Here is a 21,871-nt window from a genome sequence, read left to right on the forward strand (position 1 = left end):
ATAAAAGAAGGATGGCAGAAATCTGCCATCCCACAATAAAACGTGAAGAGCCTGATTTTTTAGGGGTTAATTGAATTTCAGTACGGCGCCCTGGGCGGCAGAAGAAACCAGGGAAGCGTAGCGGGCCAGGTAGCCCCGCTGTACTTTGGGGGGCGGGCAAACCCAGTTTTTCCGGCGTTCTTCCAGTTCCTCGTCGGTAAGGCGGACATTGAGCTTCCGGTTGGGGATATCGATGTCGATGATGTCCCCGTCTTCAATCAGGGCAATGTTGCCGCCTTCCCGGGCTTCCGGAGAGATGTGGCCAATGCAGGCGCCCTGGGTGGCACCGGAGAAGCGGCCATCGGTGAGCAGGGCTACGGAGCTGCCCAGGCCCATGCCGGTAATGACGGCGGTGGGGTTAAGCATTTCCCGCATACCCGGACCGCCTTTGGGCCCTTCATAGCGGATAACCACCACGTCACCCGGTTTGATTTCCTTGCCTACGATGGCTACGATGGCTTCATCTTCTGAATTGAATACCCGGGCGGGACCTGTATGGGTCAGCATTTCCGGCACTACGGCGCTTTCCTTGACCACGGAGCAGTCCTTGGCCAGGTTGCCCTTCAAGATGGCAATGCCGCCGGTTTTCCGGACCGGGTCTTTGACGGTGTGAATGACTTCTGGACGGAGAATCTTGGCTCCCTTGATGTTTTCGCCTACGGTTTTGCCGGTAACGGTCAGGCAATCCTTTTCAATGAGTCCGGCCCGGGACAGCTCGTGCATTACGGCCCGGATGCCGCCGGCTTCCTCCACGTCCACCATGTGGAAGGTGCCGCTGGGGGAGAGTTTGGTCAGGTAAGGGGTCTTTTTGCTGATTTTATCAAATTCTTCCAGGGACAGGTCCACGCTAGCTTCATGGGCAATGGCCGGCAGATGGAGGCAGGTGTTGGTGGAGCCGCCCATGGCCATATCCACAGTAATGGCGTTTTTGAAGGCTTTGGCGGTCATAATGTCCTTGGGACAGATGTTGTGTTTTAACAGGTCCATGATCCGTTTCCCGGCTTCCTTGGCCAGGGCCACCCGGGCACCCTGATAGGCAGCAGGAATGGTGCCGTTGCCGGGCAGACCCATACCCAGTACTTCCGTCAGGGAGTTCATGGTGTTGGCCGTAAACAGGCCGGCACAGGAACCGCAGCCGGGGCAGGCACAGTGTTCGATTTCGGACAGCTTATGCTTGGAAATCTTGCCGGCTTCAAAGCGGCCGGCAGCTTCAAACACGGTGCTGACGCTGATATCCTTGCCTTCGTAGCGGCCGGGCAGCATGGGGCCGCCGCTGACTACAATGGCGGGGATGTTCAGCCGGGCTGCTGCCATGAGCATACCCGGAACAATCTTATCACAGTTGGGGATGAGCACCAGGGCGTCAAAGGCGTGGCCATTGGCTACGGCTTCAATACTGTCTGCCACCAGTTCCCGGCTGGCCAGGGGGTATTTCATCCCGTCGTGGCCCATGGCAATGCCGTCGCAGATGCCAATGGCAGGGAATTCAATGGGGGTGCCGCCGTTTTCCAGGACACCATATTTAACGGCCTTGGCAATGCGGTCCAAATCCATATGGCCGGGAATAATCTCGTTTTGGGCGTTGCAGATGCCAATCAGCGGTTTTTTCAATTCATCTTCGGTGTAACCCATGGCATAGAACAAAGAGCGATGGGCAGCGCGGGTGGAACCTTTTTTTACGGTGGTACTTCTCATAATGTCTCCCCTTCTTCTTTTCAAAAAATGTTAAATGTAAGCTCTAATTTACCACGTTTTGTAACGGCTGTCAACCTTTCAAGGAAGTTCGTGGATGAACATACAGGGTTTTCTGTCCGGTGTAGATGACAAAGCCGGGTTTGGCACCGCTGGGCTTTTTCACCAGGTGTTTCTCCGCGCAGTCTACGGCTACCCGATCAGAATTCTTGCCCTTGCTGTAACCGGCGGCCAGGGAAGCGGCCATAAGAATATCTTCTTCCCGGGGCTGAGGCAGGGTGGTTTTCAGGATTACGTGGGAACCGGGGATGTTCTTGGCGTGGAACCACAGGTCCTTGCCCCGGCCCAGCTTAAAGGTCACGTAATCATTTTGCTTATTGTTCTTCCCTATATATAAGGTAGTTTCCGGGGAAAGTACAATTTTCAGGGGTTCGGATTTGCTCTGGGTGGGTACCCGCTTTTTGGAGGAGGGGAGGAGTCCCAGCTGGATAATTTCCTGTTTGATTTCCCCAATCTCTCCCTTGGTGACGGCGGTGTCCAGGGAGGCGTCCAGGGACTGGAGGTAGGTGAGCAGGTCCTGGGCTTCCTGCTGTTGAAGCTTGATTTCTCCCACCGCCCGTTTGAATTTGTTGTACTTCTTGTAGTAGGCCTGGGCATTTTCCATGGGGTTTAGGGAGGGGGAGAGGGAAATTTTCATAGGTTTGCTGTCATAGATATTGGGCAGTTCACAGGAAGTCTGGCCTTTTTTCACCTGCCAGCCGTAGGCCATCAGGGTATCCGCCATGATTTTCTGCTCTTCGGCGTTTTCCGCCTTGGCCAGGTCCTGGGCCAGGAATTTCAGCTTCTTGGCCACTTTTGCTTCCTGGGTAACCACCAGTTTGGTCAAGAGGTCCTTGTCGGGAATCTGGACGGGAACCAGGGAGGCACTGTAGGCCTGGGCTTCCAGCAGGGAAGCAAAAGGCTTTTGGGTCCACTCCGGATGGGTTTGGGGCACATAGGGCACCAGATTTTTCATCCGGTTGTGGCTGTCAATCTGGGCAATTACGGTGGAATCGGTGCCGTCCAGGCGTTTGCCGATTTCTGCCTGGAGGCCGGCCAGGGCTTTTTCCAGCTGCTGGGCCTGGGTCAGCTCCAGCAGGTTGGCCGGGCCGGAAATCCCAGCCCGGAGCAGTACTTCCTGGGCGGTATAGCGGCCAATGCCCTGGGTGGCGGAAATCAGCGCCTGTTCCAGGGGCAGGTCCCCGCAGGCAGTTACCGCTTCCCTAAGGGCGTGGGGAGAGGTTTGGAGAAAGTCCAGCCCGTCCTGGGCTGGGGGATATGCGTAAGGCTGGTTGGGCAGGATTTGACGGACCCGGCTTTGGAATTTACCAATATGGCGCAGGGCATCCAGAATGATACCCTGTTCGTTTACGAAAATAATATTGCTGTTTTTCCCGGTCAGCTCCAGCACCAGGCGCTTGGTGATGATTTTCCGTTCCGCGCCAATGCTGTCCACGGACAGGGTAATAATCCGGTCCAGGCCCTGCTGGCTGATTTTGGTGATGCGGCCTTCTTCCAGGTGTTTGCGCAGCAGCATACAGAAGGAAGGGGGGAGATCCGGCCGTTCAGGCAGGGTTTGGGGCAGGGTGATCAGGGGCGTGTCACCGCCCATGTCCACCAGGAGATTTTCGGTATGGTTCTGGGTATTGATCTGCAGCAGCAGGGAACTTTTGCCGGGCATAAAAATCTTGAAAATTTTGCCGCCCAAAAGCCGGCGGCTCAGTTCCTGGGTCAGTACCTGTAGGGTGATGCCTTCTAAGTTCATGGTAGGTTCCTCTCTTTGTGCTTTCCGCCCGCGGTGAAAAGGGTGGGGCTTTCAGCGAAATCAACTCCCCGCGGGTTTGCACCCTTGCGTGGAATTCGTTATAATATTTAAGTTAGGATGCGTGTTAAGGCACGTCTCCTCCAGTATAATATGACTGAACAGTTCGGTCAAACCGCAAAGGAGAGGAATCAATGAAAAAAGTAGGATTTCTAGCAGCTGCGCTGCTTCTTGTTTCCCAGACCGCCTTCGCCATGCTTCCCCTTACGGATGGAGCCATCAGTCAGGCCCAGGTCTATGGCCTGGAGCGGAGAAATGCCCCATTAGGGGAACTGGTTGCCCCGTGGACCGTATACGACCGGAAGCAGACCAATAAGTATGGCCTGCGGGAACGGGTCATTGTGTATACGCCCTATCTGACGGCAGCCGTGGATGCCCAGCAGACGGGAAAAAACGGTCAAAAGCCCACCCCGGAACAGGGGTTGAAGGTAGCCAAGCAGTACGATGGGGTTCTGGCCTTGGGGTTAAATATTTCCACCAGTGTAAAACTGGAGCCCAAATCCCTCAAGGTGAAGATGTACCAGGGTACCAATGTGTTTGAGCCCTATTACGTGAACCTAAACAGTGCTTCCCAGCGGGATATGCAGGTGGTCAATGCCCAGACGGGAGCTTTGCAGAATGCCAATGTGTGGGATTTGCAGTATTATGTGTATTTTGATCTGTCAAAAATTGATGCCAACCGGGTGATGGTACTGTCCGTTCAGGATGAGTACGGCGGTACCCGGGAGTTTGTATTAAACCTGACAAAAATGAACTAACTCTAAGGGAGCGTGGAAAGCGTGGTACAAAGCATGACCGGTTACGGCCGGGGAGAAGTCCAAAAAGATGATTTTTCATTTACCATTGAAATCAAGACGGTCAATCACCGGTATGCAGAACTGGCCATGCGCCTGCCCCGCTTCCTGAATCCAGTGGAAAACCGTATCCGGAAGCAGATTTTGGATCAGCTGCTGCGGGGACGGATTGATGTTTTTATTACCGCCAGCTACACGGGAACAGAAGGACGCCGAGTAAAGATTGACAAAGGGCTGGTAAAGGCTTATTATGATAGTTTGAAAGATATGGCCCAAATGCTGTCGATTCCGGCGGAAAACCTGGGAAACCAGCAGGAAATTCTCTTCATTGCTGGCTGTGACCAGGTTATGGTCCCGGAAGACACCGAAGTTGACCTGGAAACCCTGTGGCCGCTGATGGAAAATGCAGTGCAGCAGGCAATTCAGCGGTGCCTTGCCATGCGGCAGCTGGAGGGAGACCATATTTCCCAGGATGTGGCAAACCGCATTGCCCTCATTGGACAGCAGCTGGCCCAGGTGGAAGCCCGGGCGCCGCAAACCGTTGCAGAGTACGAGCGCCGCCTCCGTGAGAAGATTCAGGCCCTGTTGGATGAGGCAGGCGCCGGGAAATTGGATCCGGCCGGTATCCTTCAAGAAACTGCTGTTTATGCGGATCGGGTCAACGTGACGGAAGAAATTGTCCGTTTGCACAGTCATCTGCAGCAATTTACCCAGATGCTTCACGAAGAAAAGCCGGTGGGACGGCGGATGGACTTTCTGGTACAGGAAATGAACCGGGAAGCCAATACCATTGCTTCCAAGGCCGGTGATGCCCAAATCATCCAAGTGATTGTGGATATGAAAGGCGAAATCGAGAAAGTCAGGGAACAAATCCAGAATATACAATAGAGTAGGAGAGAATTTATGGACATCAAATTGATCAACATCGGCTTTGGCAACATCGTTTCCGCACAGCGGGTGGTTACCATCATCGGACCTGAATCTGCCCCCATCAAGCGGATTATCCAAGACGGACGGGACAAGGGTGTGGTCATTGACGCCACCTACGGCCGCCGTACCAGAGCGGTCTTGATCATGGACAGCGGCCATGTGGTGCTGTCCGCCCTGCAGCCGGAAACCATCGCCAACCGGTTCAACACGGAAGATGCACCGGCTCCTCTGGCAGAGGATCTGAAGGAGGAAGAACATGAATAAACCCGAAGGTATTCTGCTGGTATTATCCGGCCCCAGTGGTGCTGGCAAAGGCACCATCTGCGCCCGCCTGCTGGAAAAACGGGAAGGCATGGCCTATTCCGTGTCCTGCACCACCCGGGAACCCCGGAAGGGGGAAGTGGATGGGAAAAACTATTTCTTTAAGAGCCGGGATGAGTTTGAAGATATGATCAAGAACAACGGCCTTTTGGAACACGCCTCCGTATATGGCAACTACTACGGGACGCCCCGCCAATACGTCATGGACAAACTGGCCGAAGGCCTGGATGTGGTCCTGGAAATCGATCCCCAGGGTGCCTTGCAGGTAAAAAAGAGCTTTCCGGACGGCGTTTTTGTATTCATTGTGCCTCCGTCCCTGGATGAACTGTCCAAGCGGATTTACAAACGGGGCACCGATGCTGTGGACGTGATCAAACGCCGGCTCAGTGCCGCTACCTCCGAACTGGCCTATGCTTCCAAGTACGACTATATTGTAGTCAACGACGAAGTGGAAAAGGCTACGGACAAGGTCAGCAAGATTATTGACGTGGAACACCTGCGGGTGGGCCGCACCTATTATATTGTGGATGAAATTTGCCAAATGAAAGATGGCGTCTGGGTCTGCGAGTAAGCAGAAAAGGAGAATACGTTATGTCTATGATTGATCCCTCTATCGATGATTTAGCAGAAAAAGTTGGCAGCAAATACGGCCTGGTTATTATGGCCGCCAAGCGTGCCCGCCAGCTGGTGGACCATGCGCCTGCCCTGGTAGAAAGCAAATCCAACAAACCTGTTTCCATTGCCATGGAAGAAATCGCCCAAGGCCTGGTAACCATTGCCGGGAAAGACGATTTGAAGAAGAAATAAAAGGAGCAGACCGGTGCTGGAAGAAAAAAAGATTCTTTTAGGCGTTACCGGCGGCATTGCTGCTTATAAGGCGGTTACCCTGACCAGCCGGCTGGTGCAGGCTGGGGCGCAGGTGCGGGTTATCATGACGGAAGCGGCCACCAAACTGGTGTCCCCGCTGCTGTTTAAGGAAATCAGTACCCACCAGGTAGCCGTGGGTATGTGGGGCGGCAACGATGAATTCAACGTGGAACACGTGGCTGTGGGCCGTTGGTGTGACCTGGTGGTGGTGGCTCCGGCTACCGCCAACATCATCAGCAAAATGGCTAACGGCCTGGCTGATGACCTGCTGTCTACTACGCTGCTGGCTTGTGACAAACCCAAAATCATTTGCCCGGCCATGAATACCAATATGCTGAACAATCCGGCCACGGCCCGGAACCTGGCCACCCTGCGGCAGGACGGCGTGGTGATTATGCCCAGTGCGGCTGGTCACCTGGCCTGCGGCATTAACGGGTCCGGCCGGCTGCCTGAGCCGGAAGATATTTTGGCTTTTATTGATGGGTATCTGGCTTCCCTCCACGGGGACCTGAAGGGTATGAAAATCCTGGTGACAGCCGGGGGAACCCGGGAAGCCATTGATCCGGTGCGGTTTATCGGCAACCGTTCCAGCGGCAAGATGGGCTATGCCATCGCCCGGGACGCGGCCCGGCGGGGCGCCCAGGTGATTCTGGTGTCCGGCCCTACGGCCCTTGAGCCGCCCCGGAATGTGGTGGTGCACCAGGTGGAAACCACCCAGGAAATGCTGGACGCGGTTTTGAGTGCCTACGACCAGGTAGATGCAGTGATCAAGGCAGCTGCTGTGGCTGACTACAAGCCCCATCACCAGGCAGAACAGAAAATCAAAAAGCAGGACGATAATCTGGTGCTGACCCTGGACAAAAACCCGGATATTTTGAAACTGCTGGGACAGCGGAAAAAACACCAGATTCTGGTGGGCTTTGCTGCCGAAACCCAAAACCTTTTGGAAAACGCTGCGGCCAAGGTGAAGAAAAAGAACCTGGATATGATTGTGGCCAACGATGTGACCATGCAGGGAGCGGGTTTCAGCACTGACACCAATGTGGTGAAGCTGCTGTATCCCGATGGAAAAATTGAAAGCCTGGGTCTTATGACCAAGGAAGAAGTGGGTAACCACATCTTGGATATTGTCCGGGAAAAGGTCGCCGCCAAACGCCAGGAAAAAGCCTGAAACAACGAAAAAGAACCCCAAGTACGCTGAGCACTTGGGGTTCTTCTGTGTCTATAAAGTTAATCCACCACCATGGTGTACTCCCGGGTATCCAGGTAGGTGTAGAGCATTTCCAGGGTATGGAACAATTTTTGCCGGGAATCATTTTTCAGGGCGCCGGGTTCTTCCGGGGGTTCCAAGGGAACCCGCACCACATTGGCACCGCTGAGTACGGACAACAGCTGGCCCTGGGCGTTGATCTTGTTCACTTCCGGGGGAGCGGTAATATCTGCCCGGGGGAACATAATTCGCACAATGGCTATCAGCCGCAGAAATTCTTCCAGGCTGGCCCGCTTTTCCTGTCGGAATGGGGTGTTGTCTCGGGGGATAAAGGGCACCAGGGAAATGGCCTTGGGGCTCAGTTCCTGGAGCAGGGTCAGGGAACGGGCCAGATATTCCGGCGTCTCAAAGGGCGCCCCTACTAGGAAGCCCGTATCCATGGTATAGCCAATCGCCTTGGCATCGTTGTAGCAGTCAATTTTGGTGGAAAGGGCCTGGGCAGGGGGATGGAGCTTGGAAAAATGCAGGGGGTCCGCTGTTTCGTAGCGAAGCAGGTAACCCTGGGCTCCGGCCTTGAACATCCGCTGGTAGGAGGCCTTGCTGCGCTCTTCCAGAGCCAGGCCAAGCTTTACCTCGGGAAACTGCTTTTTCAGGTTGGTCAAGAGATTGCACATGATCATGTCCGTGTAGTACTGGTCTTCCCCGGACTCCAAAATCAGGTACCGCATGCCCAGGTCGTATCCTTCCTGACAGGCACCCTTGATTTGCTCCCAGTTCAGCCGGAACCGGGGCAGCACAGTGTTTTCCGAACGCAGCTGGCAGTACAGGCAGTTTTTGGGACAGTGGTTGGTGAATTCCAAAACCCCTTGGACCTGGATAACCCGCTTGAACAGAACGGTTACGGCCTCTTGGGCAGCCCCAAACAGCTTGGCCCGGGTAACGGAATCCTCGGTTTGGAGCAGCGCAATAAATTCCTCGTCAGTGAGGATGGACTCCATTTTCAGTTTTTCTACCAGATCCTCCATGGCTGTTCCCCGCTTTCCCCTTAGAATAGTTTTATTATACTATATTTGCCCAGGGACGCCAAAGAAAAATTACAGCTGCAAGCATTTGGCCCTTGGGTGCGTCCTGGCAAAGCGAAAACTTGAAAGGCAGGGGGCGGAGGAGGTTGGGGCGCTGTCCTGCCTGCACGGCTAAAAATTTCCCTGCAAATAGAAAAAGCCAGGAACCCCTGACCGCTGCCCTTTTCTGAATTCCGGTGGGGGAATCAACTGCAGCCAGCGAAAGAGTTTCTGACCTAAAAAACAAAATTGGCGGAGAGGGTGGGATTCGAACCCACGGTCCCTTGCAGGATCGCCAGTTTTCAAGACTGGTGCCTTAAACCGCTCGGCCACCTCTCCGCATAACAAATCAAGTATAAACTAGGCCATTTCCCTTGTCAAGGAGAAACGAAGGCGAGCAAGGGGCGGAACACGTCTGACCTGGGAGAAAAAGGGAGAAAGGCTGCGAAGGAGGGGAGCTGGCTTAGAACACAGAATTGGAAATAGTCTGGGTGGAAGGGGAAAAGGGGAAGTAAAAACAGCTTTTAGAGCTGGAAGTATAGAAAATCGCAAAAAAGTATTGACAGCTTTGGCAATATCGTGTATAGTAACAGAGTCAGATAGTTCCAACGGAGTGGTACTCAAGTGGCTGAAGAGGACGGTTTGCTAAATCGTTAGGGGGGTTAAACCCCGCGTGGGTTCAAATCCCACCCACTCCGCCATTATTTTTATTATGACCGCATGCTTTTGGTAAGCAGGGCGGTTTTTTATTGCCCAAAATCGTGTGGAAAAGCAAAAATCGGAGAAAGCTCTAGGCTTCCTCCGATTTTTTGTGTGGTTTATTTCTTTTCTTTGGCTTCTTTCGGCTCTGGTGCGTCAGCGTTATAACCGGGTACCAGATCTCCAATGCCATTTAGAATGTAGTGGGGTTGGTAGGAGAACTTCTTGATATTCTCCCGGGTGGAAACGCCGGTAAGTACCAGGACAGTTTCTAAACCGGTTTCTACCCCAGCCACAATGTCCGTATCCATTCTGTCACCAATCATTACAGAATCCTCGGAATGGACGCCCAGCTTTTTCAGCCCGGTACGCATCATTAAAGGATTGGGTTTGCCGATGAAGTAGGCTTGCTTGCCGGTAGCCATTTCGATAGGCGATACCAAGGCCCGGCAGGCAGGAATGATACCCCGTTCACTGGGCCCGGTCAGGTCGGAGTTGGTGGCAATGAGCTTGGCCCCCTTGTGGATCAGCTCCGTGGCCTTGAGAATCATTTCGTAGTTATAGCCGGTGGTTTCCCCGACGACCACGTAATCTGGATTTACATCGTTAAAGGTAATGCCGGCATCGTACAGGGCGTTTAACAGGCCGTGAGCCCCGATTACGTAAGCAGAGCAGTCCGGCGCCTGGTTTTTGAGAAAATGTGCCGTAGCCAAAGCACTGGTGTAGAAATGGCTTTCTTCAATATCGATTCCCATGGCCAGCAGCTTTTTGCGCAGTTCCAGGGGAGAACGTTCACTGGAGTTGGTGAGAAAGAGAAATTGTTTCTTTTCTTTTTTCAGCCAGGCGACAAATTCCTTCACGCCGGGCAGCAGGGTGTTGCCATGATAGATGACACCGTCCATATCACTGATGAAACCTTTTTTATTGCGAATGATGTTCAGATCACGCATATTATTTCTCCCTTCGATAGTTTAATTCTATTATCCATTTTCTCCGTAAAAATTACAACAAGGTTTTGTGATTTTCTGGGAAAATTACAAAAGAGGGGAAGGGCAGGGGACGAGTGGTTTCTAGTGGCAGGCGGCCTCCTTATATGATAAAATAAAATATTGACTAAGGAGGCATAATCTTGACTGCACAAAAACCTTTGCTGGCTGCGGTAGAAAAATACCGGCTGGCTCACGTATATCCTCTGCATACTCCTGGTCATAAAGGAGGCAGGGGCGCCGATCCGGATCTAATGCATTTGGCAGGGCCGGTGGCATTGGAAAGTGATGTTTCTCTTATGGAGGAACTGGACGATATCCATCATCCTTCCGGCTGCATCAAGGCGCTGGAAGATCAGGCAGCCAAGGTGTACCATGCTGATCGCTGCTTTTTGGGGGTGAACGGCACCACCGGGGTTATTCACGGGATGCTGCTGGGGGCTCTGAACCCTGGGGACAAAATCCTGATTCCCCGCAATTCCCACCGTTCGGTAATGGGCGGGCTGGTACTGGGCGATTTGACACCTGTGTATGTCCGGCCCTGCTATAGCGAAACCTGGCGGCTGAGCCTCCAGATTACCCCGGAGCAGGTGGAGCAGGCTTTTCAGGAACAGCCGGACCTGAAGGCCGTATTTTTGACCACCCCCAACTATTTTGGCCTGGCGGCGGATACGGCAAAGATTGCCCAAATCGCCCATGCTCATGGGGCGGTGCTCCTGGTAGATGAGGCCCATGGGCCCCACCTGGGGTTTTCGGAGCAGCTGCCGCCTTCGGCCATGGACTGCGGCGCCGATGCGGCGGCCCAGAGCACCCATAAAATTGTGGGGGCTATGACCCAGTGCTCGCTGCTGCAGGTCCGCTACGGACGGCTGCGGCCAGAACGGCTGGAAGCGGCCATGAGCCTGGTAACCACCACCAGCCCCAACTATATCCTTATGGGATCCCTGGACGGGGCGGTGGCCCAGCTGTTGGACCACGGCCGGGAAATGGCAGAGCAGTCCCTGCGGGCTGGCAAGCTGCTGCGGCAGGTGCTTAGAAAGCTGCCGGGACTGCCGGTCCTGGATCAGGAACTCCTTGGCCAGGGGGGCGTTGCGGCTGTAGATGGAGGAAAAGTAACCATTCAGGTCAGCGCCCTGGGCATCACCGGCCCGGAAGCGGCGCAGGCCCTGCGGGAGCAGGGAATTGCCGTGGAACTGGTGGATCAGGACCACGTGCTTTTTTTGGTAACGTATGCAGATGATACCCCGGAATTTGCAGCTGTGGCCGAAAAAATCCGGCAGGTGCTGGAAAAAATGGCGAAAGCTGCAGGGGCTATGCTTCCGGTGCCGGAGCCGGCCGCACTGCCGGAACTGGTACTGCCGCCCCGGCAGGCCTTTTTCAGCCGCCGGCATGCGGTGCCCTTTGCTGAGGCCGCAGGAGAAATTGCTGGGGAAAGCATCAGCTTTTATCCGCCGGGGATTCCCCTGGTGGTTCCTGGGGAACGGCTTACCCAGGAAATGCTGGACTACTGCCGCAAATTGCAGGCAAAGGGGCTCTTGGTCAGCGGCCCCCGGGATACAACACTTGAGACCATTGAGGTGATGGACAAATGAACAAAGGTTTGTTTATCGTACTGGAAGGACCCGATGGCAGCGGGAAAACTACCCAGGCTGCCAAGCTGGCAGATTGGTTCCGGCTGTATGGCCGGGAAGTGGTGGTAACCCGGGAACCCGGGGGCACGGAAGCGGCCGAAGAAATCCGGGAAATTGTCCTGGATCCGGCCCTGAATTTGTCCGCTGAAACGGAAATCCTGCTGCATCTGGCAGCCCGGGCCGACCATGTGGCCAAGGTAATCCGGCCGGCGGTGGAAGCGGGGAAGGTGGTCCTATGTGACCGGTTCAGCGACTCTACCCTGGTGTATCAGGGGATTCTCCGGAACCGGGACCTGGGAGAGCTGGTGCAGTTAAACGGCTTTGCGACCCAGGGCCTGCTGCCGGATTTGACCCTGCTTTTGGACGGCAGTCCCCGGGCTCTCTTGAGCCGACGGAAGGACCGGGGAGTAGTGGATAAATTTGAATTGCAGGGGCTGGACTTTCAGGAGAAGGTCAGAAATGGCTACCTGCAGCTGGCCAAAGCGGAGCCGGAGCGGTTCCTGGTGGTGGATGCCCTGGGAGACCCGGCTGTGGTGTCGGCCGAAATCACCAAGCAATTGGAAAAACTGCTGTAAATAACGCCGCCTTGCGGCAGAATGATAGGGATGCGTATGTGGGATCGTATTGTTGGACACGAAATTGAAAAGCGCTTTCTGCAGAACCTGCTGACAGGAGAGCGGAAAACTCCTTCACTGTTGTTCTACGGGCCCGAAGGCATCGGCAAGAAGAAGCTGGCGCTGGAATTTGCCAAAAGTTTCCTCTGTTTGGAGGACCCTTTGACGGATACTTCCTGCAAAAGCTGCCGGGCCTTTGGGGCAGGGTCCCATCCGGACCTGTTGTTGGTGGAGCCGGGCGGCAATACCAGTACCATCAGCATTGGCCAAATCCGGCAGCTGAGCCAACAGGCCCTGTACGCCCCGGTGCTGTCCCCCTATAAAGTATGCATTATCGAACAGGCGGACCATATGCAGGAAACCGCCCAAAACGCGCTGCTGAAGCTTTTGGAAGAACCGCCGGACTACTGGCTGTTCATCCTGGTGGCAGACCGGGTGGAGGCTCTTTTGCCCACCATTTTATCCAGGGTGGTACAGATCCAGTTCTATCCCCTAACCCTGGAGCAGACCCGGCAGGCTATGGAGCAGGCCCTGCTGACCCAGTGGGAAGTGCCCGAAAGCCTGGAGGGAGCAGAGCCCGGTGCCGTCCAGGCCCAGTGGCTAAAGGAAGGGCCGGTACTCAGCGCGCTTGCCGGGGGATCACCTGGCAAGGCCGTGGACTTGTTCCGGCTGGAGGCCCTCACCCTGCGGCAGCAGGTCCTGGACCTTTTGGAAAAGGTGGACGAGGACCAGCTGATGGTTTATCTTAAAGGGCTGGATTGGTTGGACAAGGCAGCCACAGCCCCCAAAAAGAAAAACAGCGGAGATGGCGAAAAGGAGCCGGCTTTTGACCGGCGGGAACCGGATTTTCTCCGGCTGGAACTTTTGCTGCTGCTGCTGCGGGACGGTTTGCTGCTCCAGGCGGGAGTGGCAGCGCCCTTGTACAATGAAGATATAAGAAAAGAGGCAGCCCTGTGCTTTGCCGGCTGGAAACCCAGCCAGCTGCGCAGAACCTTGGACCTGGTACAGGAAAGCCGGCTGGCCATTGCCCGTTTTGTGCCCCGGCGCCTGGTATTTGAGGCCCTGCTGCTAGAGATACAGGCATTGCGAAAGGAGATGTAGTGTGGTTACTATTGTTGGAGTCCGGTTTAAGAAAGCCGGCAAGATTTATTATTTTGCTCCAGGAGAACTGAAGCTGGAAAAAGGGGACCATGTGATTGTGGAAACCGCCCGGGGAATTGAATATGGCCAAGTGGTGATTCCCCAGCAGGAAGTACCGGAAGAAAAAATTGTTTCTCCTCTGAAAACCGTACTGCGCAAGGGCACTGAAAAAGATGCCCGGCAGGTAGAAGAAAATCACCAGAAGGAAAAGGAAGCCTTCGCCATCTGTGAAAAGAAAATTGCGGCCCGGAAGCTGGATATGCATCTGGTGAACGTAGAATATACTTTTGATGTGGGCAAGATTATTTTTTATTTTACAGCCGATGGCCGGATTGATTTCCGGGAATTGGTGAAGGATTTGGCAGCGGTGTTCCGTACCCGGATTGAACTGCGCCAGATTGGCGTCCGGGACGAAGCGAAAATGCTGGGCGGCATTGGCTGCTGCGGCCGTCCCCTGTGCTGTGCCACCTTCCTGGGAGATTTTGAGCCGGTATCCATCCGGATGGCCAAGGAACAGAACCTGTCCCTGAACCCGACCAAGATTTCCGGGATCTGCGGCCGCCTGCTGTGCTGCCTGAAATACGAAAATGATATGTACTGCGGGAAGAAGAAAGAAAAACGCAAGGAACATCTTACCGTTCCCAAACCAGGTATGAAAGTGGTTACGCCCAGCGGAGAGGGCATGGTGATGCATATCAGCCGCCGGGAACAGACAGTGACCGTAGAACTGTCCCCGGGAAACCGGATTGAAGTGGCCTGGGACGAGATTGTGGAATCTTCCCGGGCGGAGGATTAATGAAGGACACAGAACGGAAGGACTGCCTGCCCGATGGGAAAACCGTAATCTGGCAGGATCCCCAGGAATTTTGCTTTACCACGGACGCCGTATTTCTGGCGGCTTTTCCCCATCTGGTGAAAAAGGCCAGGGTGCTGGAGCTGGGCTGCGGCACCGGGGCAGTGAGTCTGATGCTGGCCCTGCGGGGTGCCGGGTCCGTTTTGGGGGTGGACTACAATCCCCACGTGATTGAGCTGCTGAACCGCAGCATTAGGGAGAACCATCTGGAACAGGTGGTGACGGTCCACCAGCTGGATTTGCGGAATCTCCGCCAGCTGGTGCCCAGCGAAAGCCTGGACCTGGTGGCGGCCAATCCGCCCTACCGGGTAGGAGGCCGGCGGCGTCAGGTAGGCACGGCGGCTTGCCATGAGGTGGATACGACCCTGGAAGATTTTTTCCAGGCGGCGGCCTATGGCCTAAAGACCAAGGGCCGTTTTGCCCTGGTTCAGTTGCCGGAGCGGTTTACCGAGGCAGTGAAGCTGGGGCTGGCCTATCAGCTGGAATTAAAACGGCTCCAGTGGGTCCATTCCTATGTGGACCGGCCTGCCTGGATTTTTTTGGCAGAATTTGTAAAAGGGGGACGGCCGGGCCTGACGGTCCTGTCGCCCTTGTGTATGTATAACCCTGACGGGTCCTACAGCAAGGAAACGCTGGCCTATTACCGGGCTGGCACAACAAGGGAGGAATAGAATATGGCAGAACAAGGCATTCTGTATTTGTGTGCCACTCCCATTGGGAACCTGGAAGACATGACGCCCCGGGCCCTGCGGATGCTCCAGGAGGCGGATCTCATTGCTGCCGAGGATACCCGGCATACCCGGCAGCTGCTGAACCATTTTGACATTCATGGCCAGTTGCTGAGCTACCATGAACACAATAAGGAAAAGATGGGACCGGTGCTGCTGTCCGCACTCCAGGAAGGAAAGAACATTGCCTTGGTCAGCGATGCGGGTTTTCCCGGGATTTCTGACCCTGGGGAGCAGATTGCCAAAGAGGCCATTGCAGCCGGCATCCAGGTGGTGCCCGTGCCCGGTGCCAATGCGGCCCTGACGGCCCTGGTAGCTTCCGGCCTACCGTCCACCCCTTTCTTTTTTGGGGGCTTTTTGCCCAAGAGCCGGAGGAACCGGAAGGAAAAGCTGGAAGAATGGAAAAATATTCCCGCTACCCTGATTCTCTACGAAGCACCCCACCGGATTACGGAAGTGCTGAAGGATATGGAGGAGGTCTGGGGCAATCGGCGGCTGGCCATGTGCCGGGAGCTGACCAAGCTTCACGAGGAATTTTTCCGGGGCACGGTGGAACAGGCCCGGCAGCACCTGGATGAAAATCCGCCCCGGGGTGAATTTGTCCTGGTGGTGGAGCAGGGGGAAGTGGTCCGGGAAGAACCTCAGGGTGATCCCCTGGACGAGGTACGCCGGCTGATGGAAAGCGGCGTGGACAAGAAGACGGCCCTAGCCCAGGCTGCCAAAACCTACAAGGTGCCCAAACGGGAGCTGTACAACCGGCTGCTGAAGGAAGAATAAGCTTTTTCCAACGAAAGAAAGAAGAGAATTTTCTTTTTGGGAAGAATTGTAGTATGATAAGGAAAGATTCACTTATTCAGACAGAAAAAGGGGAATGATGATGACTAAACCGAGTTTTTATATTACGACACCCATCTATTATCCCAGTGCCAACCTGCATATAGGCCATGCCTACTGCACCACCATTGCGGATACCATTGCCCGGTACAAACGGGCCAATGGTTTTGATGTCCGGTTCATTACCGGCAGTGACGAACACGGCCAAAAGATCCAGCGCAAGGCCAAGGAAGCTGGCGTTACCCCCATCCAATACGTGGACGGCATTGTGGCCAACTTCAAAAAATTGTGGAGTATGCTGGGCATCAGCTACGACGATTTTGTCCGTACCTCCGAACCCCGCCACCAAAAAGTGGTGCAGGAAGTCCTGAAGCGGGTTTATGATAAGGGCGACATCTATAAGAAGGACTATGTGGGCAAGTATTGCGTACCCTGCGAATCCTTCTGGACGGACCACCAGATTGAAGAAGCCGGCGGGGTTTGCCCCGATTGCGGCCGTCCGGTAGAAACCATGAAGGAATCCAGCTATTTCTTCAAAATGAGCAATTATCAGGACAAAATCCTGGAATATATCGAAGCCCATCCTGACTTTATCCAGCCGGTAAGCCGCCGGAACGAGATGATCAGCTTCCTGAAGCAGGGGCTGGAAGATTTGTGCATTTCCCGGAGCAGCTTTGACTGGGGTATTCCTGTGCCCTGGGATCCGAAACACGTGGTATATGTATGGTTTGATGCCCTGCTGGCCTACTTTACCGGCATCGGCTGCATGGCCGACATGGAGGAATTCCATCGTTTCTGGCCGGCGGACCTGCACCTAGTGGGCAAGGAAATCGTGCGTTTCCATACCATCATTTGGCCGGCCATGCTGATGGCCATGGGTGAAGAATTGCCCAAGGAAGTCTACGGCCATGGCTGGCTGGTGGTAGACGGGGACAAAATGAGCAAATCCAAGGGCAACGTGGTTGACCCGGTGGAACCCATTAAGGAATTTGGCCCCGACGCTGTCCGTTATTTCCTGCTGCGGGAAATCAGCCTGGGCAGCGACGGCAACTACTCCCGGAAAGGTTTGATCAGACGGGTAAACACCGACCTGGCCAACGACCTGGGGAACTTGCAGTACCGTACGGTTTCCATGATTGAAAAGTATCACGGCGGTGTGGTGCATAAGACTGTGGTGGATAACGAAGTGGATGCTGCTTTCCGGGAACTGGCTGCGGTTACCCTGAAGGATTACCGGGCTGCCATGGATAAGTATGCCATCAACGACGGGATTAAGGTAATCTGGAACTACGTAGGCGCTGCCAACAAGTACATTGACGCTTCTACGCCCTGGATTTTGGCCAAGGACCCGGCACAGGCCAAACGCCTGGAAGCTGTAATGTATAATCTGGCCGATGCAGTCCGGAATATTGCCATTCTGATTTCCTCCATGATGCCCTTTACGGCGCCCAAAATCTACGAACAGCTGGGCCTTGCCGTACCGGACCAGTTTATGCTGGACGATGTAGCCTGGGGCAACCTGCCTGACGGCACCAAGGTCCAAAAAGGTCAGCCCATCTTCCCGAGAATTGAGGAGGAAGAAGAACCGGCTGCGGAAAAGGCTGCTCCTGTAACGGAAGCCAAAAAGGAAAGCAAGAAAGCTGCGGCTGCCGGGGTTGTTACGCCGGACCAGATTACCATTGAAGATTTCGGCAAATTGGACCTGCGGGTAGCTACCATTGAAAAGGCAGAACGGGTTCCCAAAACCGATAAATTGATGAAAATTACGGTAAAAGTGGGCGAAGAAGAGCGGACTATTGTTTCCGGCATTGCCCAGTACTATACGGAAGAAGACCTGCCCGGCAAGAACGTGGTGGTCATTGCCAACCTGAAACCGGCCAAGCTGAAGGGCATTGAGTCCCGGGGCATGCTGCTGGCCGCTTCTGATGGTCAGGGCCATCTGGTTCTTGTAGAAGCTCCTGGGATTTCTTCCGGCAGCAAGGTGAAATAATATGGCACGTCTTCCTTTATACGATACCCATGCCCATTTGGACGTGGAAGATTTTGACGCGGATAGGAAAGAGCTGCTCCAGAAAATTGGTGAAAACATGGCCGGGATCATTGATCCCGGCTGTGATCTTCTTAGCTCCCAAAAAGCCCTGGACCTGGCTCATGCCTATCCCTTTGTATACGCCGCTGTAGGGCTGCACCCGGAAGAACTGTCCCATTGCAGCCTAAAGGATTTGGAGCAGCTGGATGCCTGGTGCGCCGACCCCAAGGTGGTGGCCATTGGAGAGATTGGACTGGACTACTACAACGATGAAAATTCGCCCCATGCCTTGCAGCAGGAGTTTCTCCAGGCCCAGCTGGAGCTGGCCAGGAAGCATCAGCTGCCGGTGATTCTCCACGACCGGGATTCCCACGAAGATCTGCTGGCCATTTTGCTCAGCCAGCCGGAGGACCTGACAGGGGTGCTCCACTGTTTTTCTGGCAGCTGGGAAATGGCGGAAAAACTCCTGGAACGGGGCTGGTACTTTGGCTTTGGGGGCACCAGCACCTTCAAGAACGACCGGGGGGTCCGGTCCATTTTGGCAAAAATGCCGGAAGACCGGATCCTCTTTGAAACCGATTCTCCCTACATGGCGCCGGTGCCTTATCGGGGCAAGCGGAACAATCCGCTGTATACCGCTATTGTGGCGGAGCGGGCGGCAGCCCTGAGGGGGACCACACCGGAAAAAATCATGGAATGTTCATCAAATAACGCAAAAATGTTGTTTTCCAAACTAAAATAAGCCAAAACTATATGTAAATTTTACAAACTCGTTACATTTGCGACCGGGTAAATCGTACATAATTATCACCAGGTACTAACATCGTTTTGACAGAAAACCGCTTCCTATGGTAGAATTAGCCATCTTAAGGAGGCGAAAATTTGCGAAAAAGAGAACATTTTAAGCGTCCCTATAAATGGGTTGTAGTTTTCCTGCTGCTCATGTCCAGCGTGAATTTCTTCGGCTTTGCTTCGGCACCGAAAAATGTCACGGTGAAAGTAGACGGGCAAACCCTGCAGCTCAGCACCAGAGCCCTGACAGTACAGGGAGCTTTGGAGGAAGCCGGTGTAGTTCTTCATAAAGCCGACGGGTATGAAGTAGTCGGCAGTGAAAAATTCAGCGACGGTGCGACGATTGAAGTTGTCCGCGCAATGCCTATCAAGGTATGGAAGTCTGGAAGAACGACCGAGTACAACATAGGGCGGAAAACAGTGCGAGATGTATTGAACGCTGTGGGAGTCGACTATGAAGGATACCAAGTATATCCCGCTTTGGATTCAGAAGCGAAACCAGATATGACCATTAATGTCATTTCTCCCACTACCCAGCTGGGTACGGATACGGAAGAAATCCCGTATGACGTGCAGCTGCGGAACAATGATGATCTGCCCCGGGGCAGACGAAATGTAGTGTCTCCCGGCCAAAACGGACAGGTGAAAATCACCTATCGGACCATTAAAGTGGGAGATGCAGTGGTAAAACGGGAACTGCAGCGGGAAGTAATCGCTGAACCTGTTCCTGAAATCGTGGAAGTGGGTACCGGCAACAACAATATGCTGGAAACTTCCCGTGGCTATGTGCGTTACCGTTCCGCCAGAACGGTGGAAGCCTCTGCCTATACCCTGGCAGAAGGCAGTGGTACGGGACTTACCTCCACAGGTGTGGTGCCCTACCACGGAATTGTGGCCGTGGATCCGGACGTAATCCCTTATGGGACCCGGATGTATATTCCTGGCTACGGTTTTGCTGTAGCAGGTGACTGCGGCGGTGCCATCAACGGCAATCGGATCGACCTTTACATGGATGACTATGGTGATGCCATAGCCTGGGGCCGACGACAAGTAACCATGTATATCTTAGAATAAAAAACGTTACAGGAGAAAAAAGTGCTGAAGGAAGTACTCATTGTAGAAGGAAAAATGGACACCGTAGCGGTCAAGAAGGCAGTGGATGCTGAGACTATAGAAACCGGTGGCTTTACCTTGGCACCCTATACCCTGGACCTGATTAAAGCAGCCTATGAAAAGCGCGGGATCATCATTATGACCGACCCCGACGGCGCAGGGGACCGCATCCGGAAGTTTCTGACGGAGCGTTTCCCGAACGCCGGGCAGGCCTTTGTGCCTAAGGCGGAAGCCCTGGCCCACCACGATGTGGGTATTGAACAGGCGCAGCCGGAGGCCATCCGCAAAGCTCTTTCCAAGGTGCATTTTCAGGAAATGAATCCCCGAAAGGAATTTTCCTCTCGGGATTTATTTTTGTCCGGGTTGTCCGGCAGTCCTGAGGCCGCCAGGCGGCGGGACCGGGTAGGGGCCATCTTGGGCATTGGCTACGGCAATGCCAAGCAGTTGGTCAGTCGTTTAAACAATTACGGCATCACCCGGGAAGAATTCCGCCAAGCGGTGGCCCAGGTAGCTGAAGAAGAGAAGTAGGGAGGAACAGTATGCTGCATCCTGTCATTGCCAGTCGGGAAGTGACCCATTATATTTTGCAGACCTTTGGGCTGAAGGCCAAGAAGCGCTTTGGCCAGAATTTCCTCATTAATGAAAAGGTGGTGCAGGCCATTGCCCAGGCTGCCCAAATTGGACCTGGGGACCTGGTACTGGAAATCGGTCCGGGCATTGGTACCCTGACCCAGGCCCTGGCGGAAACCGGCGCCCAGGTAAAAAGTGTGGAAATCGACCAAAGCCTTTTGCCGGTACTGGCCAAAACCCTGGAAGGTTACACCAATGTGGAAATTATTCCTGGGGACGTGCTGAAAGTGGATTTGGGGGAGATTACCCAGCACGAACCTTTCACGGTAGCTGCCAATCTGCCCTACTACATTACCACTCCGATTATTTTTGCTCTCCTGGAACAGCAGCTGCCCCTGAAACGGCTGGTGGTTATGGTCCAGAAGGAAGTGGCTGAACGGATGACTGCTGGCCCGGGCACCAAGGATTACGGTCCCCTGTCCCTGGCTCTCCAGTACTACTCCGAGCCCCGGTTAGCGCTTTCCGTGCCGGCCCGGGATTTCATGCCGGCACCCAAGGTGGATTCCATGGTAGTGGTTTGTGAAAAACGGGAGCAGCCGCCGGTGGACGCAGATCCCAAGCTGTTTTTCCAGGTGGTGCGGGCAGCCTTTTCCCAGCGGCGGAAAATGCTCAGCAATTGTCTAAAGAGTCTGGGGCTCTCCAGTGACCAGGTAAAGACCCTGATGGAACGGGCAGGGATTGACGGCAAGCGCCGGGGAGAATCTCTTTCCATGGAAGAATTTGGCAAACTGACCAAAGCCTACGCCGAAAGCCTGAAGCAAGCATGAGCCAGCGGTATAAATTCTTTTCTCACAAGGACTGTGAATTTTTCCCCTGCCACCCTGGGGCGGACCGGGAAAACTTCAACTGTCTGTTCTGCTTCTGTCCCCTGTATGCTTTGGGGGAGAACTGCGGCGGCAGCTACAGCCTGCTGCCAAATGGCGTAAAGGATTGCAGCCGCTGCCTGTATCCCCATGAAAAAGAGCATTACGATGCCATAATGGCCAAACTGAAAAAATAAAAAATCAAGCCTTTTGAAAAAAATAGTCAAAGGGCTTGATTTTTTTT

Annotated in this window: 22 protein-coding genes and 2 tRNA genes; 19 read left to right on the forward strand and 5 right to left on the reverse strand. The window is 54.2% G+C overall.

Going from position 1 to position 21,871, the window contains the following annotated elements; genetic code table 11:
- Positions 1–66: 66 nt before the first annotated feature.
- The gene (gene ilvD, locus DW089_RS04000; RefSeq protein ID WP_105327126.1) at positions 67–1,734 is read right to left on the reverse strand and encodes a dihydroxy-acid dehydratase; all 1,668 of its coding nucleotides are present in this window, start codon (positions 1,732–1,734) and stop codon (positions 67–69) included.
- 70 nt (positions 1,735–1,804) lie between these two features.
- Positions 1,805–3,535 (reverse strand): NFACT family protein, encoded by a 1,731-nt coding sequence (locus DW089_RS04005; RefSeq protein ID WP_105327127.1) that lies wholly within the window; start codon positions 3,533–3,535, stop codon positions 1,805–1,807.
- A gap of 191 nt (positions 3,536–3,726) precedes the next feature.
- Here DW089_RS04005 and DW089_RS04010 point away from each other — a divergent pair, with 191 nt between their 5' ends.
- Genes DW089_RS04010 through coaBC form a run of 6 tightly spaced genes read left to right on the forward strand, consistent with a single transcriptional unit; the run spans position 3,727 to position 7,675 of the window.
- Complete coding sequence (locus DW089_RS04010; protein ID WP_105327128.1) at positions 3,727–4,350, forward strand: hypothetical protein; 624 nt, start codon at positions 3,727–3,729, stop codon at positions 4,348–4,350.
- Between the two features lie 33 nt (positions 4,351–4,383).
- Positions 4,384–5,274 carry a YicC/YloC family endoribonuclease gene (locus DW089_RS04015; RefSeq protein ID WP_105327129.1) on the forward strand — a complete coding sequence of 297 codons (891 nt, stop codon included), beginning with the start codon at positions 4,384–4,386 and terminating at the stop codon, positions 5,272–5,274.
- A gap of 15 nt (positions 5,275–5,289) precedes the next feature.
- On the forward strand, positions 5,290–5,580 hold the full coding sequence (gene remA, locus DW089_RS04020) for an extracellular matrix/biofilm regulator RemA (protein ID WP_105327130.1): 291 nt from the start codon (positions 5,290–5,292) through the stop codon (positions 5,578–5,580).
- The gene (gmk, locus tag DW089_RS04025; RefSeq protein ID WP_105327131.1) at positions 5,573–6,208 is read left to right on the forward strand and encodes a guanylate kinase; all 636 of its coding nucleotides are present in this window, start codon (positions 5,573–5,575) and stop codon (positions 6,206–6,208) included. Before remA ends, gmk begins: the two co-directional genes overlap by 8 nt.
- A gap of 26 nt (positions 6,209–6,234) precedes the next feature.
- Positions 6,235–6,444 carry a DNA-directed RNA polymerase subunit omega gene (rpoZ, locus tag DW089_RS04030; RefSeq protein ID WP_199614569.1) on the forward strand — a complete coding sequence of 70 codons (210 nt, stop codon included), beginning with the start codon at positions 6,235–6,237 and terminating at the stop codon, positions 6,442–6,444.
- A 13-nt stretch (positions 6,445–6,457) separates the two neighbouring features.
- Positions 6,458–7,675 carry a bifunctional phosphopantothenoylcysteine decarboxylase/phosphopantothenate--cysteine ligase CoaBC gene (coaBC, locus tag DW089_RS04035; RefSeq protein WP_118286828.1) on the forward strand — a complete coding sequence of 406 codons (1,218 nt, stop codon included), beginning with the start codon at positions 6,458–6,460 and terminating at the stop codon, positions 7,673–7,675.
- A gap of 59 nt (positions 7,676–7,734) precedes the next feature.
- Here the strand turns inward: coaBC and hydE are convergent, their stop codons facing one another.
- Positions 7,735–8,739: a [FeFe] hydrogenase H-cluster radical SAM maturase HydE gene (gene hydE / locus DW089_RS04040; protein WP_105327134.1), complete on the reverse strand. Its 1,005-nt coding sequence runs from the start codon at positions 8,737–8,739 to the stop codon at positions 7,735–7,737.
- A 286-nt stretch (positions 8,740–9,025) separates the two neighbouring features.
- Positions 9,026–9,114, reverse strand: a tRNA-Ser gene (locus tag DW089_RS04045).
- Positions 9,115–9,385: 271 nt separating this feature from the next.
- Here DW089_RS04045 and DW089_RS04050 point away from each other — a divergent pair.
- A tRNA-Ser gene (locus DW089_RS04050) sits at positions 9,386–9,476 on the forward strand.
- A gap of 117 nt (positions 9,477–9,593) precedes the next feature.
- On the opposite strand, the gene DW089_RS04055 is transcribed toward DW089_RS04050, so the two are convergent.
- Positions 9,594–10,424: an HAD-IIA family hydrolase gene (locus tag DW089_RS04055; protein WP_105327135.1), complete on the reverse strand. Its 831-nt coding sequence runs from the start codon at positions 10,422–10,424 to the stop codon at positions 9,594–9,596.
- A gap of 179 nt (positions 10,425–10,603) precedes the next feature.
- Here DW089_RS04055 and DW089_RS04060 point away from each other — a divergent pair, with 179 nt between their 5' ends.
- The 12 genes from DW089_RS04060 (at position 10,604) to DW089_RS04115 (ending at position 21,824) form a co-directional block, all read left to right on the forward strand.
- Positions 10,604–12,052, forward strand: a complete 1,449-nt coding sequence (locus DW089_RS04060; protein WP_105327136.1) for an aminotransferase class I/II-fold pyridoxal phosphate-dependent enzyme — start codon at positions 10,604–10,606, stop codon at positions 12,050–12,052.
- The gene (gene tmk, locus DW089_RS04065) at positions 12,049–12,666 is read left to right on the forward strand and encodes a dTMP kinase (protein WP_105327137.1); all 618 of its coding nucleotides are present in this window, start codon (positions 12,049–12,051) and stop codon (positions 12,664–12,666) included. Before DW089_RS04060 ends, tmk begins: the two co-directional genes overlap by 4 nt.
- Before the next feature lie 21 nt (positions 12,667–12,687).
- The gene (locus DW089_RS04070; RefSeq protein ID WP_233547548.1) at positions 12,688–13,806 is read left to right on the forward strand and encodes a DNA polymerase III subunit; all 1,119 of its coding nucleotides are present in this window, start codon (positions 12,688–12,690) and stop codon (positions 13,804–13,806) included.
- Position 13,807: 1 nt separating this feature from the next.
- Positions 13,808–14,641, forward strand: coding sequence for a stage 0 sporulation family protein (locus DW089_RS04075; RefSeq protein WP_105327138.1), 834 nt, complete (start codon positions 13,808–13,810; stop codon positions 14,639–14,641).
- The gene (locus DW089_RS04080; RefSeq protein WP_105327139.1) at positions 14,641–15,369 is read left to right on the forward strand and encodes a tRNA1(Val) (adenine(37)-N6)-methyltransferase; all 729 of its coding nucleotides are present in this window, start codon (positions 14,641–14,643) and stop codon (positions 15,367–15,369) included. Before DW089_RS04075 ends, DW089_RS04080 begins: the two co-directional genes overlap by 1 nt.
- A gap of 3 nt (positions 15,370–15,372) precedes the next feature.
- The gene (gene rsmI, locus DW089_RS04085) at positions 15,373–16,203 is read left to right on the forward strand and encodes a 16S rRNA (cytidine(1402)-2'-O)-methyltransferase (RefSeq protein WP_105327140.1); all 831 of its coding nucleotides are present in this window, start codon (positions 15,373–15,375) and stop codon (positions 16,201–16,203) included.
- A 100-nt stretch (positions 16,204–16,303) separates the two neighbouring features.
- The gene (gene metG / locus DW089_RS04090; protein ID WP_105327141.1) at positions 16,304–18,250 is read left to right on the forward strand and encodes a methionine--tRNA ligase; all 1,947 of its coding nucleotides are present in this window, start codon (positions 16,304–16,306) and stop codon (positions 18,248–18,250) included.
- Position 18,251: 1 nt separating this feature from the next.
- Positions 18,252–19,031, forward strand: coding sequence for a TatD family hydrolase (locus DW089_RS04095; RefSeq protein WP_105327142.1), 780 nt, complete (start codon positions 18,252–18,254; stop codon positions 19,029–19,031).
- A 140-nt stretch (positions 19,032–19,171) separates the two neighbouring features.
- A complete protein-coding gene (locus DW089_RS04100; RefSeq protein ID WP_231085915.1) occupies positions 19,172–20,155 on the forward strand; it encodes a 3D domain-containing protein in 984 nt (327 codons plus the stop codon).
- Positions 20,156–20,176: 21 nt separating this feature from the next.
- Positions 20,177–20,722, forward strand: coding sequence for a ribonuclease M5 (rnmV, locus tag DW089_RS04105; RefSeq protein ID WP_118286829.1), 546 nt, complete (start codon positions 20,177–20,179; stop codon positions 20,720–20,722).
- An 11-nt stretch (positions 20,723–20,733) separates the two neighbouring features.
- Positions 20,734–21,591: a 16S rRNA (adenine(1518)-N(6)/adenine(1519)-N(6))-dimethyltransferase RsmA gene (gene rsmA / locus DW089_RS04110; RefSeq protein ID WP_105327144.1), complete on the forward strand. Its 858-nt coding sequence runs from the start codon at positions 20,734–20,736 to the stop codon at positions 21,589–21,591.
- A complete protein-coding gene (locus tag DW089_RS04115; protein ID WP_105327145.1) occupies positions 21,588–21,824 on the forward strand; it encodes a cysteine-rich small domain-containing protein in 237 nt (78 codons plus the stop codon). The genes rsmA and DW089_RS04115 overlap by 4 nt, the downstream gene beginning before the upstream one ends.
- Positions 21,825–21,871: the final 47 nt, after the last annotated feature.

The sequence above is a fragment of the Acidaminococcus sp. AM05-11 genome (assembly GCF_003472805.1).
Classification (GTDB): domain Bacteria; phylum Bacillota; class Negativicutes; order Acidaminococcales; family Acidaminococcaceae; genus Acidaminococcus; species Acidaminococcus hominis.